The 12,954-nt window shown below is 67.0% G+C and carries 14 protein-coding genes and 1 pseudogene; 7 read left to right on the top strand and 8 right to left on the bottom strand.

Annotated elements, in window-relative coordinates:
- The first annotated feature begins 44 nt into the window (after positions 1 to 44).
- On the top strand, positions 45 to 1,694 hold the full coding sequence (locus B9Y64_RS05350) for a Na+/H+ antiporter (protein ID WP_100439768.1): 1,650 nt from the start codon (positions 45 to 47) through the stop codon (positions 1,692 to 1,694).
- A 78-nt stretch (positions 1,695 to 1,772) separates the two neighbouring features.
- On the opposite strand, the gene B9Y64_RS05345 is transcribed toward B9Y64_RS05350, so the two are convergent.
- Complete coding sequence (locus tag B9Y64_RS05345; RefSeq protein WP_100439767.1) at positions 1,773 to 2,021, bottom strand: DUF3297 family protein; 249 nt, start codon at positions 2,019 to 2,021, stop codon at positions 1,773 to 1,775.
- Between the two features lie 90 nt (positions 2,022 to 2,111).
- Between B9Y64_RS05345 and B9Y64_RS05340 the strand changes: the two genes are divergently transcribed.
- Positions 2,112 to 2,654 carry a DUF6630 family protein gene (locus B9Y64_RS05340; protein ID WP_100439766.1) on the top strand — a complete coding sequence of 181 codons (543 nt, stop codon included), beginning with the start codon at positions 2,112 to 2,114 and terminating at the stop codon, positions 2,652 to 2,654.
- Between the two features lie 224 nt (positions 2,655 to 2,878).
- On the opposite strand, the gene B9Y64_RS05335 is transcribed toward B9Y64_RS05340, so the two are convergent.
- The 5 genes from B9Y64_RS05335 to msrB all read right to left on the bottom strand — a co-directional run bounded on the left by B9Y64_RS05335 (position 2,879) and on the right by msrB (position 6,109).
- A complete protein-coding gene (locus B9Y64_RS05335; protein ID WP_100439765.1) occupies positions 2,879 to 3,154 on the bottom strand; it encodes a DUF4031 domain-containing protein in 276 nt (91 codons plus the stop codon).
- Positions 3,155 to 3,167: 13 nt separating this feature from the next.
- The gene (locus B9Y64_RS05330) at positions 3,168 to 3,656 is read right to left on the bottom strand and encodes a hypothetical protein (protein ID WP_100439764.1); all 489 of its coding nucleotides are present in this window, start codon (positions 3,654 to 3,656) and stop codon (positions 3,168 to 3,170) included.
- Between the two features lie 97 nt (positions 3,657 to 3,753).
- On the bottom strand, positions 3,754 to 4,692 hold the full coding sequence (motB, locus tag B9Y64_RS05325; protein WP_100439763.1) for a flagellar motor protein MotB: 939 nt from the start codon (positions 4,690 to 4,692) through the stop codon (positions 3,754 to 3,756).
- A 3-nt stretch (positions 4,693 to 4,695) separates the two neighbouring features.
- Positions 4,696 to 5,550 (bottom strand): flagellar motor stator protein MotA, encoded by an 855-nt coding sequence (gene motA / locus B9Y64_RS05320; protein ID WP_005407915.1) that lies wholly within the window; start codon positions 5,548 to 5,550, stop codon positions 4,696 to 4,698.
- A 91-nt stretch (positions 5,551 to 5,641) separates the two neighbouring features.
- Entirely contained in the window at positions 5,642 to 6,109 is a 468-nt protein-coding gene (gene msrB / locus B9Y64_RS05315; protein WP_100439762.1) for a peptide-methionine (R)-S-oxide reductase MsrB, read from the bottom strand.
- 140 nt (positions 6,110 to 6,249) lie between these two features.
- Here msrB and B9Y64_RS05310 point away from each other — a divergent pair, with 140 nt between their 5' ends.
- Together B9Y64_RS05310 and B9Y64_RS05305 are read left to right on the top strand one after the other, a co-directional pair.
- The gene (locus B9Y64_RS05310) at positions 6,250 to 6,624 is read left to right on the top strand and encodes a classical arabinogalactan protein 4 (protein WP_100439761.1); all 375 of its coding nucleotides are present in this window, start codon (positions 6,250 to 6,252) and stop codon (positions 6,622 to 6,624) included.
- Between the two features lie 144 nt (positions 6,625 to 6,768).
- Positions 6,769 to 6,954, top strand: a complete 186-nt coding sequence (locus B9Y64_RS05305) for a lana protein (RefSeq protein ID WP_100439760.1) — start codon at positions 6,769 to 6,771, stop codon at positions 6,952 to 6,954.
- Between the two features lie 103 nt (positions 6,955 to 7,057).
- Here B9Y64_RS05305 and B9Y64_RS05300 read toward each other — a convergent pair whose 3' ends face one another.
- Positions 7,058 to 7,537 (bottom strand): Lrp/AsnC ligand binding domain-containing protein, encoded by a 480-nt coding sequence (locus B9Y64_RS05300; protein ID WP_004140558.1) that lies wholly within the window; start codon positions 7,535 to 7,537, stop codon positions 7,058 to 7,060.
- A gap of 149 nt (positions 7,538 to 7,686) precedes the next feature.
- Here B9Y64_RS05300 and B9Y64_RS05295 point away from each other — a divergent pair, with 149 nt between their 5' ends.
- Both B9Y64_RS05295 and alr read left to right on the top strand, forming a co-directional pair.
- Positions 7,687 to 8,991: a D-amino acid dehydrogenase gene (locus B9Y64_RS05295; RefSeq protein ID WP_100439759.1), complete on the top strand. Its 1,305-nt coding sequence runs from the start codon at positions 7,687 to 7,689 to the stop codon at positions 8,989 to 8,991.
- Positions 8,970 to 10,037 carry an alanine racemase gene (gene alr, locus B9Y64_RS05290; RefSeq protein WP_100439758.1) on the top strand — a complete coding sequence of 356 codons (1,068 nt, stop codon included), beginning with the start codon at positions 8,970 to 8,972 and terminating at the stop codon, positions 10,035 to 10,037. Before B9Y64_RS05295 ends, alr begins: the two co-directional genes overlap by 22 nt.
- Before the next feature lie 108 nt (positions 10,038 to 10,145).
- Here alr and B9Y64_RS05285 read toward each other — a convergent pair whose 3' ends face one another.
- Positions 10,146 to 10,712 carry a DUF3016 domain-containing protein gene (locus tag B9Y64_RS05285; protein WP_100439757.1) on the bottom strand — a complete coding sequence of 189 codons (567 nt, stop codon included), beginning with the start codon at positions 10,710 to 10,712 and terminating at the stop codon, positions 10,146 to 10,148.
- A gap of 243 nt (positions 10,713 to 10,955) precedes the next feature.
- Here B9Y64_RS05285 and B9Y64_RS05280 point away from each other — a divergent pair.
- Positions 10,956 to 12,944, top strand: a pseudogene (locus B9Y64_RS05280) (PAS domain-containing hybrid sensor histidine kinase/response regulator).
- Positions 12,945 to 12,954 lie beyond the last annotated feature (10 nt).

Here is a 12,954-nt window from a genome sequence, read left to right as displayed (position 1 = left end):
CGCTGGCTCCCGAGCCTCCCCGCGCGCCGCTTCCTGGAAGAAGCATGCATACCATTGAAGTCGTCCTGGCGATGCTGGTGGCCGTTGTCGCCAGCGGCTACCTGGTTCGCGTCCTCCCGTTCTCGTTGCCGCTGCCGCTGGTGCAGATCGGCCTGGGTGCGGTGATCGCCGGGGTGTTCAACCGCGGCCATGCGCTGGAGCCGGAGGTGTTCTTCCTGCTGTTCCTGCCGCCACTGCTGTTCCTTGATGGCTGGCGCATCCCCAAGCAGGGCCTGTTCCGCGACAAGGGCGCGATCCTCGAACTGGCGTTCGGCCTGGTGGTGTTTACCGTGATCGGCGCCGGCCTGCTGATCCACTGGATGATTCCGGTGATGCCGCTGGCGGTGTGCTTCGCGTTGGCGGCCATCGTGTCGCCGACCGACCCGGTGGCGGTGGGGGCGATCGCCTCCAAGGCACCGATCCCGAAGCGACTGATGCACATCCTGGAAGGCGAGTCGCTGCTCAATGATGCGTCCGGCCTGGTCTGCTTCCGTTTCGCGGTGGCGGCGGTGATGACCGGCTCCTTCTCGCTGGCCACCGCCTCGCTGACCTTCCTGTGGGTGGCGGTGGCCGGCCTCGCCGTGGGCGTGGCGGTCACCCTGGGCGTGTCCACGTTCCAGCGCTGGTTGTGGCGCCGCTTCGGCGAAGAGCCGGGTGCCGCGATGCTGGTCAACCTGCTGATCCCGTTCGCGGCCTATCTGCTGGCCGAAGAAATCCATGCCTCCGGCATCCTCGCCGCCGTGGCGGCCGGTATCGCGATGAGCTACGTCGAGCTGACCGGCCGTGTCTCCGGCAGCATGCGCGTGCAGCGTGCGGGGGTCTGGAACATGCTGCAGTTCAGCTTCAACGGCATCATGTTCGTGCTGCTGGGCGAGCAGCTGCCGGGCATCGTCGAACGCGCCACGACCACCATGAACGAATCCGGCCACCAGAGTGCGTGGTGGCTGGTGGTGTACGTCGTGGTGATCAACCTGGCGTTGATCACGTTGCGCCTGTTGTGGGTATGGCTGTCGCTGCGCTGGAACCTGCTGCGCGCGCGCCGCCGTGGCCTGGAGCGCGGCGAGGCGCCGAACTGGCGCATCGTGGTGGCGACCTCGGTGGCTGGTGTGCGCGGCGCGATCACCCTGGCCGGTGTGTTGACCCTGCCGTTGTTCCTGCCCGATGGCAGTGCGTTCCCGGCACGCGACCTGGTGATCTTCCTGGCGGCGGCCGTGATCCTGTTCTCGCTGATCGGCGCCAGCGTGGCGCTGCCGCAGCTGCTGAAGGGCCTGCAGCTGCCCGCCGATTCGGGCGAGCGCAAGGAAGAGGACCTGGCGCGCCGGCTGTCGTCGAAGGCCGCGCTGGCCGGGGTCGAGCGCATGCGCCAGCAGCTGGTGATGAACCAGAACACCGAGAACGTGCAGCTGTACAACGACGCCGCCTCGCGGGTGAGCCTGCTGTACCAGCGGCACCTGGAGAAGGACAACGACGGGCCCGACGTGGACCCGGAGAAGGTGCGGCGCATGGAGATGGGCTACCGCCAGCTGCGCAGCGCCGGCCTCAATGCCGAGCGCGAGGAGCTGTTCCGGTTGACCCGGCGCGGGGTGATCTCCGATGAGATCTCGCGGCGCCTGATCCGCAACCTGGACCTGCTGGAATCGCGCAAGCGCGAATGACGCTGTCGGGCGCCGTCGATCGGGGTCAGATCCCTTTCCGCAGGAAAGGAATCTGACCCCAGGATCCGGGAGCCGCGCTTACTCGGGCTTCGTTTCCAGGAAATATGCCTCGACCTTGCCCTTGATCTTGATGGTCATCGGGTTGCCGCGGCGGTCGCGGGCCTTGCCGGCCTGTACGCGGATCCAGCCTTCGCTGATCGAATATTCCTCGACGTTGTCGCGCTCGACATCGTTGAAACGCACGCCGACGCCGCGCTCCAGCGCCTGCGCATCATGGAAGGGGCTGGCCGGGTTGATCGCCAGGTGGTCGGGAGGGGTATCGCTCATCGCTTCATTCACAGTGACGGCCACCAAGGCCGGCTTCAGCGGCACAGGATAAACCGTAGAATGCCGGCCTGCCCCAGAGGAAGTTCCGCCATGCCCGACAACAGCGACTATTTCGACTTCGAGGAAGACATCCACGACTTCGACGAAGAAGGCTTCGAGGCGCGGGTCTGGAACCTGCTGGTGCTGATCAACCCGGGCGACGAGGAGCTGGCCCTGCAGCAGTTCAACCGCTGGCGCGAGCAGCTGTCCGAGGACGGGCAGCCGCTGGAGGCGGACAGCGATTGGCTGCCGGCACTGTTCACGGCCATCGCCTGGCAGTCCGGTTTCGAGGTCGAGCGTGACGATCTGGAATCGCTGCAGTCGGCGGTGAACGAGCTGTCGGCGCGCTTCAACCTGCAGCTGGACTGGGGCGGCGACCTGGACGACGAGGACTTCACCGAAGACCTGGACGGCGTGCAGTTGATGTCCACGGCTTTCGACCGCCTGCGCGAGCACAACTACACGCTGTGGAGCGTGGATGCCGGCAGCGATGGCTTCACCGGTGTGATGGCGCTGACCCGTGACGATGACGCGATGCTGGCGCTGTGCTCGTTGCTGAACGTGGAAATCCGCTTGGGCAGCGATCCGTTCTGATCGGGCCGGCAGCGCTGCGCATGTAGAGCCGAGCCCGCGCTCGGCTGCAGTCCGTTCTCTTGTAGAGCCGAGCCCGCGCTCGGCTGCAGTCCGTTCTCTTGTAGAGCCGAGCCCATGCTCGGCTGCAGTCCGTTCTCTTGTAGAGCCGAGCCCATGCTCGGCTGCAGTCCGCGTAGAGCAGCCGAGCATGGGCTCGGCTCTACAGGAGGCAAACGGCAGCGCGCCTACGGCCGGTACTGCGCCCGCGCGTTGGCGATCACTGCTTTGACCAGGTCGCGGTCGGTGTGCCGGGAAATCGCCCGCGCACCGAGTGCGATCGCGTGAGCGCGCAGTTCGGCGGTGACATCGTAGTGGGCGCCGCTGGCCTTGTTCTGGAAGGCCCGCGGGGGGATGCCGAGCTGCGCCGCCATCGCGTGCAGCTCGGCCAGGGTGTCGGCCATCAGGTGCGCCCAGCGCTGTCCGCGCCAGGGATGCACCGCGTCATCGACGTAGACCGTCACCGCCGTGGCCGGTTCAGGCCTGCGGCTTGCTGTCGCTGTCAGCGGCCGGGGTGGCCTCGGCAGCGGCCTCTTCGGCCACGTCGGCCTCGGCGGCTTCGCCTTCCTCGCCCTCTTCGGCGTCGACGCCTTCGAACTCGGCGACCAGCTTGTCCAGGTACTCGTCAGCGGTCTGGCCAGCGTCGGCGGCCAGGGTGTCCAGCAGCTTCTGCAGCAGTTCGGAGTACTCCAGGTTGACCTTGCGGCCTTCCTTCTCCTGCACGTTGGCCAGGTGCTTGAGCATGGCCAGCATCGGTACCGGGTTCTCGGCGTTGCCCATGGTCTGGCCGCCGATGGCCAGCAGCCACTCACGGCCCTGCAGGCCGATGGCCGCGACCACCTGGCCGTCTTCGCTGGTCAGCACGGCATGGTTCTGCACCTGCTGCTGCGCATTCAGGCGGAGGAACGGACGCTTGGCCTGCTGCTTCTTGCGCTTGTCGCGCTTGGCCTTGGAGTTCTGGGACATGGGGTGGGGTCACCTGGAAACGGAAAGACGCCCATTGTAGCGGCCGCATGCAGGTGGGGTCAGATCCCTTTCCGGTGGAAAGGGATCTGACCCCGATTCAGTGCGCGGGCCCCTGCGCGGCCTGTACGTCCGGGTCGGTGGTGGGCGCTGACAGCCCCACCTGCGGGCCGGCACCGGCCAGGGCAGCCGCTTCGGCGGCCTGGGTCATCACCACGATGCTGATGCGGCGATTGATCGGGTTCTGCGGGTCGGCCTTGTCGAACAGCACCGAGGAAGACAGGCCGACCACGCGGGTGATCTTGCTGTCCTCCAGGCCGCCGTCCACCAGTGCGCGCCGTGCGGCGTTGGCACGATCGGCACTCAGTTCCCAGTTGCCGTAGCCGCGCGCAGCCGAATAGGCGGTGATGTCGGTGTGGCCGGTCAGGCTGATCCGGTTCGGCACGTGATTCAGGTAATTGGCCAGCTCGTGCAGGATCTGCTGCGTGTACGGCTTCAGCGTGGCGCTGCCGAGGTCGAACATCGGCCGGTTCTGCTTGTCCACGATCTGGATGCGCAGGCCTTCCGGGGTCAGGTCCAGCAGCAGCTGGTCCTTGAACGGCTCCAGCGCCTGGCTCCTGCTGATGGCTTCCTGCAGTTCCTTCATCAGCGCTTCCAGCTGCTGCTTGTCGCGCTGCTGCTGGTCCACCGGCTGCGGCACCGCTTCCTTCTGGTTCTGGAAGGGATCGTTGCTGCTGCCCCGCGAGATGTCGGTGGCACCGCCCAGCTTGATCATCGAGGTGCTGGCGCCACCCGGGCCGGCCATGCCGGGTGCCGGCCTGGCGCTCTGCCCGCTCAGCGGGCTGGGGTTGCGGAAGTACTCGGAAATGGCTGCACGGTCGTTCTTGTTGGTGGTGGCCATCAGCCACAGCACCAGGAAGAACGCCATCATCGCGGTCACGAAGTCGGCATAGGCCACCTTCCACGAACCGCCGTGGTGGGCGGCGTGGCCGGCCTTCTTGACCCGACGGACGATGACGGTGGGCTTGTTCTCGGCCATGGCTTACTTGACCGTCTTCAGGTGCTGCTCGAAATCGGAGAAGGCCGGGCGCACGTTCGACGGCAGCGTCTTGCGGGCGAATTCCAGCGCGATCTTCGGGTTGTAGCCGCGCAGGCAGGCCAGCAGGGCGGTCTTCACCGATTCGTAGATGCGGCTGTCCTGTTCGGCGCGGGCCTCCATCGCGGCCGCCATCGGGCCGACGAAGCCATAGCCCAGCAGGATGCCGAGGAAGGTACCGACCAGCGCGCCGGCCACATGGCCACCGACCTCGACGATGTCCCCGCCGATCGAGCCCATGGTGATGACGATGCCCAGCACCGCCGCGACGATGCCGAAACCGGGCAGTCCGTCGGCGACCTTGGTCAGCACCTGCGACGGTGCCATCGCCTCGGCATGGTGCTTTTCCAGCTCCAGTTCCAGCAGCGGCTCCAGCTCATGCGGCTCGATGTTGCTGCCGATCATCAGGCGCAGGCAGTCGGTGATGAAGTCGATCAGGTGATGGTCGGCCTGCACCTTGGGGTAGTTGCCGAACAGTGCGCTCTCGGCCGGGCGTTCGACATGGTCTTCCAGCGCCATGAAGCCTTCGCGGCGGGCCTTGTTGAGCAGTTCATAGAGCAGGCTGAGCACATCGATGTAGTCCTGCTGCTTGTAGCGCGGCCCCTTGAACACCCCCACCATGGCCTGCAGGGTCTGCTTGACCGTCTTGGCCGGGGTACCGACCAGGAAGGCGCCGAGTGCGGCGCCGCCGATGATGACCAGCTCATAGGGCTGCCAGAGGGCACCCAGGCGGCCGTGGGCACCGAGGTAGCCCCCGATCACGCTGATGATGACGACCAGGAATCCAACGATGATGAGCATGGGGCGACGCAAGGAGAGGGGATATCTCCTTGTCGGCCCGTCGCCCGGTTTTCTGAAGAGGGAATTCTGTGAAATCGGTCAGCGGGGTGTTTCAGCCCGCCACGCCGCTTTCTGCGCCGCCACGCCGCAACGGATCGGGCCAGGGCTCGCCATTGCCAGTGAACGAAAGTGAGACGGAGTTCAGGCAGTGGCGCTCGTAGGTGGGCGGCGGACCGTCCGGGAACACGTGGCCCAGATGGCTGCCGCAGCGTGCGCAGGTGATCTCGGTGCGCACCATGCCATGGCTGGTATCGCGGATCTCGCGCACGTGCGCCGGGTCGAACGGGGCAAAGAAGCTGGGCCAGCCGGTGCCGGAATCGAACTTGGTGCTGGAGCGGAACAGCGGCAGCGCACACAGCCGGCAGCAGTAGACACCCTCGCGCTTGTTGTCGAGGAACACGCCGCAGAACGGCGCCTCGGTGCCGTGCTGCAGCAGCACGCGGCGCTCCTCGCTGCTGAGGCCGGCGATCAGCGCCTCGGTCTGGGTGGCAGTGGGGGGCGTCAGGTCGAAGGCAGTCATGGCGGCGCTCCGTGGGGTCGATGGCCTGGGGATGCCGGAACACGTGGGGGTGCCGGCGCGCGCTTGCAAGTGTGACGGCCGTTCATGGGCGGCACACAGGTGCAGGCGCAAGGTGAATGTGAGCCACGCCGGAGCGTGAAATGAAACCGACCCTTTCCCTGCTGTTGATGGCCCTGTTGCCTACGTTGGCGCTGGCCCAGGTGCCCACCGCCGACCCGACTGCCACCCGCAGTGCGACCACCGTGGCACCGCCGCCGGTGGTGCCGCCGCCACAGGCGGCCCGCCCGCAGCCGCAGGTGCTGCCGTCACCGCAGCCGGCGCAGCCGATCAGGTCCACCGGTCCGGCCCAGGTCGCGCCGTCGCCGGTACCGAAGCCGGCCGACAAGGTCTATGACCGCAACGGCCGCATCGTGCCGGGTGTGCGCCCGGCGGGCCCGAACCGCGTGTTCGATTCGCGCACCGGCCGGTATTACGACAGCGTGCCGGCCGGCGATGGCCAGCAGATCAAGCGCTGAGCCCTGGTGCCAGCCAGGGTTGGCAGCGACCGTGCGCTGTGCGGCCTGAACGCACGAAAACATCCTTCCGCCGATCACTGCTTTTTCGCCTGCGATTAACCGTTCCGGGACCACCGTGGCCGTGCGCCGGCATTCCGCCGCCGCATGTCCTTCGTCCACTGGATCGCGATCATGAAAAACCAGCAGAACCGTCATCCCGGCAAGGAGCCGCAGGGCCGCAACCCGCAGCACCAACAGCAGCAGCAACAGCAGCAGATGGAGCCGCAGCAGCCGCACAAGGGCGGCAAGCAGCAGGAGCAGCGCTCGCAGAAGCATCCGCAGCAGCGCTGACAGATCTGGGGTCAGAGCCCGCGTTGCGGGATCTGACCCCTCACAGCACCCTGATCGGGGTCGGATCCCGCATGGCGGGCTCTGACCCAACCCCTTTCCGCCCTCAGTCCGGAATCGGCAGGCTCAGCGTTTCCTTCACTTCTTCCATGACGATGTAGCTCTTCGACTCACGTACGTGCGGCAGGGTCAGCAACGTGCTGCCGAGCAGCTTGCGATAGGAGGCCATCTCGCTGATCCGCGCCTTCAGCAGGTAATCGAAGTCGCCCGACACAAGGTGGCACTCCAGCACATTGGGCAGCTTCAGGGCCGCGCGCCGGAACTCCTCGAAGATGTCCCCGGACTTGTAGGCCAGGCTGATCTCCACGAATACCAGCAGGCTGGCTTTCACCGCGGCCGGGTCGAGGTGGGCGTGGTAGCCGGTGATCACCGCTTCGCGCTCGAGCCGGCGCACGCGCTCGGTGCACGGCGTGGTCGACAGGCCGACCCGTTCACCCAGTTCGGTGAAGGAAATACGGCCCTCGGCCTGCAGGATGCGCAGGATCTTGCGGTCGATCTTGTCCAGTTCGCGGGTACGGGTGGCCATGGCCGTCAACCTCGGGGAATGAATTGCAGGAGAACATCCTGCCGGTTGATTTCAAATCAGGCAAATCAACTGGTATTGGCTGTCTATACTTCCCCAATTATGGTCCCGGCACGCTCCAGTGCAGGGAATGATCGGGTTGGAGAAGTCCCATGCGAGTCCTAGTTCTCGGCAGCGGCGTGATCGGCACCACCAGTGCCTGGTACCTGCGACAGGCCGGGTTTGAAGTCACGGTCATCGACCGCCAGCCCGGCCCGGCGCTGGAGACCAGCTTCGCCAATGCCGGCCAGCTGTCATTCGGCTACACCTCGCCATGGGCGGCGCCGGGCGTGCCGAAGAAGGCGATCGGCTGGCTGTTCGAAAAGCACGCGCCGCTGGCGATCAAGCCGGGCATGGACCTGGCCCAGTACCGCTGGCTGTGGCAGATGCTGCGCAACTGCACCCACGAGCGTTATGCGATCAACAAGGCGCGCATGGTGCGCATGTCCGAGTACAGCCGCGACTGCCTGAACGCGCTGCGTGCGGAGATCGGCATCGAATTCGAAGGCCGCGACCTGGGCACCACCCAGCTGTTCCGTACCCAGCAGCAGCTGGATGCCTCGGCGCAGGACATCGAGATCCTGGCCCAGTACGGCGTGCCGTACGAGGTACTGGACCGCGCCGGCATCATCCAGGCCGAACCGGCCCTGGCCCATGTCGACGGCCTGGTCGGCGCGCTGCGCCTGCCGCGTGACCAGACCGGCGACTGCCAGCTGTTTACCCGCCGCCTGGCGCAGATGTGCGTGGATGCCGGCGTTGAATTCCGCTTCGACCAGGACATCACCGGCCTGGAGTTCGATGGCGACCGCATCACCGGCGTGCGCATCGACGGCAAGCTGGAAACCGCCGACCGCTTCGTGGTCGCGCTCGGCAGCTACTCGCCGGCGCTGGTCGCACCGCTGGGCATGCGCCTGCCGGTGTATCCGCTGAAGGGCTACTCGCTGACCCTGCCGATCACCGACCCGGCGATGGCGCCGACCTCGACCATCCTCGATGAGAGTTACAAGGTGGCGGTGACCCGCTTCGACGACCGCATCCGTGTCGGTGGCATGGCCGAAGTGGCCGGCTTCGACCTGTCGTTGTCGCAGCGCCGCCGCGAGACGCTGGAACTGGTGGTCAGCGACCTCTACCCGAAGGGTGGTGACCTGTCGCGCGCGCAGTTCTGGACCGGCCTGCGCCCGGCCACGCCGGACGGTACGCCGGTGATCGGCGCCACGCCGTTCCGCAACCTGTACCTCAACACCGGCCACGGTACCCTGGGCTGGACCATGGCCTGCGGTTCGGGCCGTTACCTGGCCGACCTGATGAGCGGGCGCCAGCCGCAGATCAGCACCGAAGGCCTGGATATTTTCCGCTACGGCCAGTACGGTCACGCCCCGCAACATGAGAACCGCACATGCGTCCTGCCCGCGCGCTGATCGATCTGGGCGCCCTGCGCAGCAACTACCGGCTCGCCCGTGAACTGGGCGGTGGCAAGGCCCTGGCGATCATCAAGGCCGATGCCTACGGCCATGGCGCGGTGCGCTGTGCGCAAGCGCTGGAAGATGAGGCCGATGGCTTCGGCGTGGCCACCATTGAAGAGGCGCTGGAGCTGCGCCAGGCCGGCATCCGTGCGCCGATCCTGCTGCTGGAAGGCATCTTCGAGCCCAGCGACATGGCGCTGGTGGCCGAGCACGACTTCTGGTTCGCGGTGGGTTCGCCGTGGCAGCTGGAAGCGCTGGCGGCGTTCGCCAGCCCGCGCCCGCTGACGGTGTGGCTGAAGCTGGACAGCGGCATGCATCGCCTCGGGCTGGACGTAGACAGCTTCCGCGCGGCGCATGCACGCCTGTCGGCGCTGCCGCAGGTCGAGCGCATCGTGCTGATGACCCACCTGGCGCGTGCCGACGAGCTGGACAGCGAGCGCACGCACGAGCAGGCGGCGACCTTCGCGCGGGCCATCGACGGCCTGGAGGGCGAGACCAGCGTGTGCAATTCGCCGGCGCTGCTGGGCTGGCCGGATGTACGCAGCGATTGGGTACGCCCGGGCCTGATGCTGTACGGTGCCAATCCGCTGCCGGACACCTCGGAGATCACCGCGCGCCTGCGCCCGGTGATGACGATGCAGTCCAGGGTGATCGCCGAGCGCTGGATCGAGGCCGGCGAGCCGGTGGGCTATGGCGCCCGCTTCGTGTCGAAGGCACGTACGCGTGTTGGCGTGGTCGCGCTGGGCTATGCCGATGGCTATCCGCAGTTCGCGCCCAACGGCACGCCGGTGCTGATCGATGGCCAGCCCGGCGCACTGATCGGGCGCGTGTCGATGGACATGCTGACGGTGGACCTGACCGCGCACGCGCAGGCCGGCATCGGCAGCGTGGTGGAGCTGTGGGGTTCTGCGCCGACGCTGTCGGAGCTGGCGCCGCGTTGTGGCGTGAGTGCCTACCAGCTGCCCTGCGCGGTCAAGCGCGTGGCCAAGGTATACCTGTAGGGCCGAGCCTGCTGCCGCGCGCGGCCCTGGTAGCCGCCGACCTTGGTCGGCGCCGTGAATGCGTGTCGACCCAGGTCGACACCTACCGGAGGGTCGTGCTGCCCGGGATCACCGTGCTGCGGTGGCCTGCGTTGTCAGCTGCCGCTTCACCCAGTCGTCAATCAGGCGCTTCTCATAGCGCAGCGGGTCGCTGTCGCTCTTCAGCCCCAGGTTGTGCAGGTAGCCGGTGTCGCTGAGCTTGGCTTCGCCCTCATCGACGATGCGGCCATTGGCGTCCTTCAGCGTGTACTGCAGGGTGATCCGCGGCGGATAGATGTCGCGCATGATCCGGATGTCGCTGCCGCGCGGGCCGTGCCAGGGCTCGTAGTCGCCGGCGCGCTTGATGTCGACCAGCGTCACGTCCAGAGTCTGCCCGGGCTGCAGTGGCTTGGCCGCGGTGGTCTGCACGTAGCTGGCCAGCTGCTGCACCCAGTTGCCGCGCTCGGCCTCGAAGCGGTTGGTGCTCTGGCGGATTTCGGTGAATTTGGCCGGATCGTCCCACTTGACGCTGACCGGGCCATTGGCCTGCAGCGCTCGGGGCGCATCCGGATCGGTGACGGCGCGCGGTGCGGCGTTCGCGCTGCCCGCCATGAGGGCGCCTGCCAGCAGCAGGGCAGCGACCAATGGGCGGTTCATGACGGTCTCCTGCGTCCCATCAGAGGGACGATACGGGTTACGGATCGAGTGTGATCCTGCTTTCTGGCCATCGCAACGGCCGATTGCGACATACGCAAGAGCGGTTGCCGCCAATTCATTGTCGTCAACCATGACTGACGGCGCTTGACGCTGTGAATACGCCCTTTGGAAGATGCTGTGCCTCCAATCCGGCCCGTCCAGACGCCCTTGTCCACACTGCCGCCCCTAGTGGAGCGCCCACCGATGATGGTGCCGGCGCCCGAACCCGACCTGCATCATGGCGTGCTTGAGCGCATCAACGCCGGTTTCTGCGTGATCCAGGTGCTGTTCGAGGGCGACCGTGCGGTCGACTATCGTTTCATCGAGGTCAACGACGCCTTCGAGCGCCACACCGGCCTGAAGGACGCGCGCGGCCAGCGCATGAGCCTGCTCGAGCCGCACCACGAGGAAGACTGGTTCCGCATCTACGGCGAGGTCGCACGCAGCGGCCGCCCCGCCCAGTTCGAGATGGAAGCGCGAGCGCTGGGCCGTTCGTTCGCGGTCGACGCGGTGCGCGTGGGCCGGGCAGGCGAGGACAAGGTCGGCATCCTGTTCTTCGACATCACCGCGCGCAAGCAGATGGAAGTGGAGCTGGGCGAGAGCGAAGCCCGCTTCAGCGCACTGGCAGATGGATTGCCGATGCCGGTGTGGGTGCTCGACGAGCGCGGCCACGCCCGTTTCGTCAACAGCGCCTTCAGTGAGTTCTTCGGTGGCGACGAGACGCGCGTGCCGGAAGACGTCTGGCGCGGCCTGGTGCACCCGGACGATGCATCGGTATTCGAGTACGAACTGCAGGAAGCGCTGAAGGCGCAGCGCTCGATGCACGCGCTGGTGCGTGCACGCCGTGCCGATGGCCAGTGGCGCTGGCTGGAGATGAATGCACGCCCGCGCTTCTCGCGCATGGGGCGCTTCATCGGCCTGGCCGGCAGCAGCCCGGACGTGACCGAACGCCGCGAGATCGAACTGGCCCGCGAGGAACTGCTGCAGTCCTAACGTGCTGCGCGCAGTGCCGCAGAAAACATGGCGCGGCTGAAGGATGAATTCCTGGCCACGCTGTCGCATGAGCTGCGTACGCCGTTGACCACCATTCTCGGCTGGAGCGAACTGCTGCTGCAGCGCGTGGACAACACCAGCCCGCTGTACAAGGGTCTGAACGTGATCGCCAGCAGCGCCGGTGCGCAGAAGCGGCTGATCTCGGACATGCTCGACCTCAGCAGCATGCTGCTGGGCAAGGTGCAGCTGGAGGTGGAGGTGCTGGACCTGCGCTCGGTGCTGGGCGAGGCGATCGGCGCGCAGGAACTGGTGGCCGAAGGCAAGGCGCTGGATGTGCACCTGCAGCTGCCCGAGCAATCCAGCCTGGTACTGGGCGATGCCACGCGCCTGCAGCAGGTGTTCTGGAACCTGCTCTCGAACGCGATCAAGTTCACCCCGGCCGAAGGCCGCATCGACGTGCAGCTGCAGGCCGAGGACGGCCACTGGGTGATCACCGTGCGCGATACCGGAGATGGCATCGCGCCCGAATTCCTCAATCATCTGTTCAGCCGCTTCCGCCAGGCCGACGGCACCACCACCCGCCGCCATGGCGGCCTGGGCCTGGGCCTGGCGATCGTGCAGCAGCTGGTCGAGCTGCATGGCGGCACCGTCACCGCGGCCAGCGAGGGCCACGGCCACGGTGCGACGTTTACCGTGCGCCTGCCCCAGCATGTTCCCGATGCCGAACGGCGGCCGCTGCGTGAAGTGATCAGCGGGCCGATCCTGGAGCCGGTGATCGTCGAGCCGTATCCGCTGCGCGGCATGCATGTGCTGGCGGTGGAAGACCAGCCGGAAGTGCTGGAGTACCTGCGGCGCATGCTGGAAGAGCAGGGTGCCAGCGTGTCGGCAGCCAGTTCGGCCGGCGAGGCGCTGGCGTTGCTGGCCGACACCGGCCATCTGCAGTACCACGTGATGCTGACCGACATCGGCATGCCGGGCATGGATGGCTATGGCCTGGTGCGCACGCTGCGCGAGGACATGGGGGTGGATGCCATGACCCTGCCTGCGGTCGCCGTGACTGCGCTGGCACGTGCCGATGACCGGCGACGTGCGCTGGCGTCAGGCTTCCAGGAGCATGTGGCCAAGCCGTATTCGGTGGCGCAGCTGGTGGCTGCGGTGCGCAAGGTGCAGGTGCCACGCGCGGACAGCGCGCTGCACTGAGCATTCACGG

This window comes from Stenotrophomonas maltophilia (genome assembly GCF_002799245.1).
Classification (GTDB): Bacteria; Pseudomonadota; Gammaproteobacteria; order Xanthomonadales; family Xanthomonadaceae; genus Stenotrophomonas; species Stenotrophomonas maltophilia_S.
Note: the sequence above shows the minus strand (reverse complement) of the source record. Positions and strands in the feature narration are given on the sequence as shown.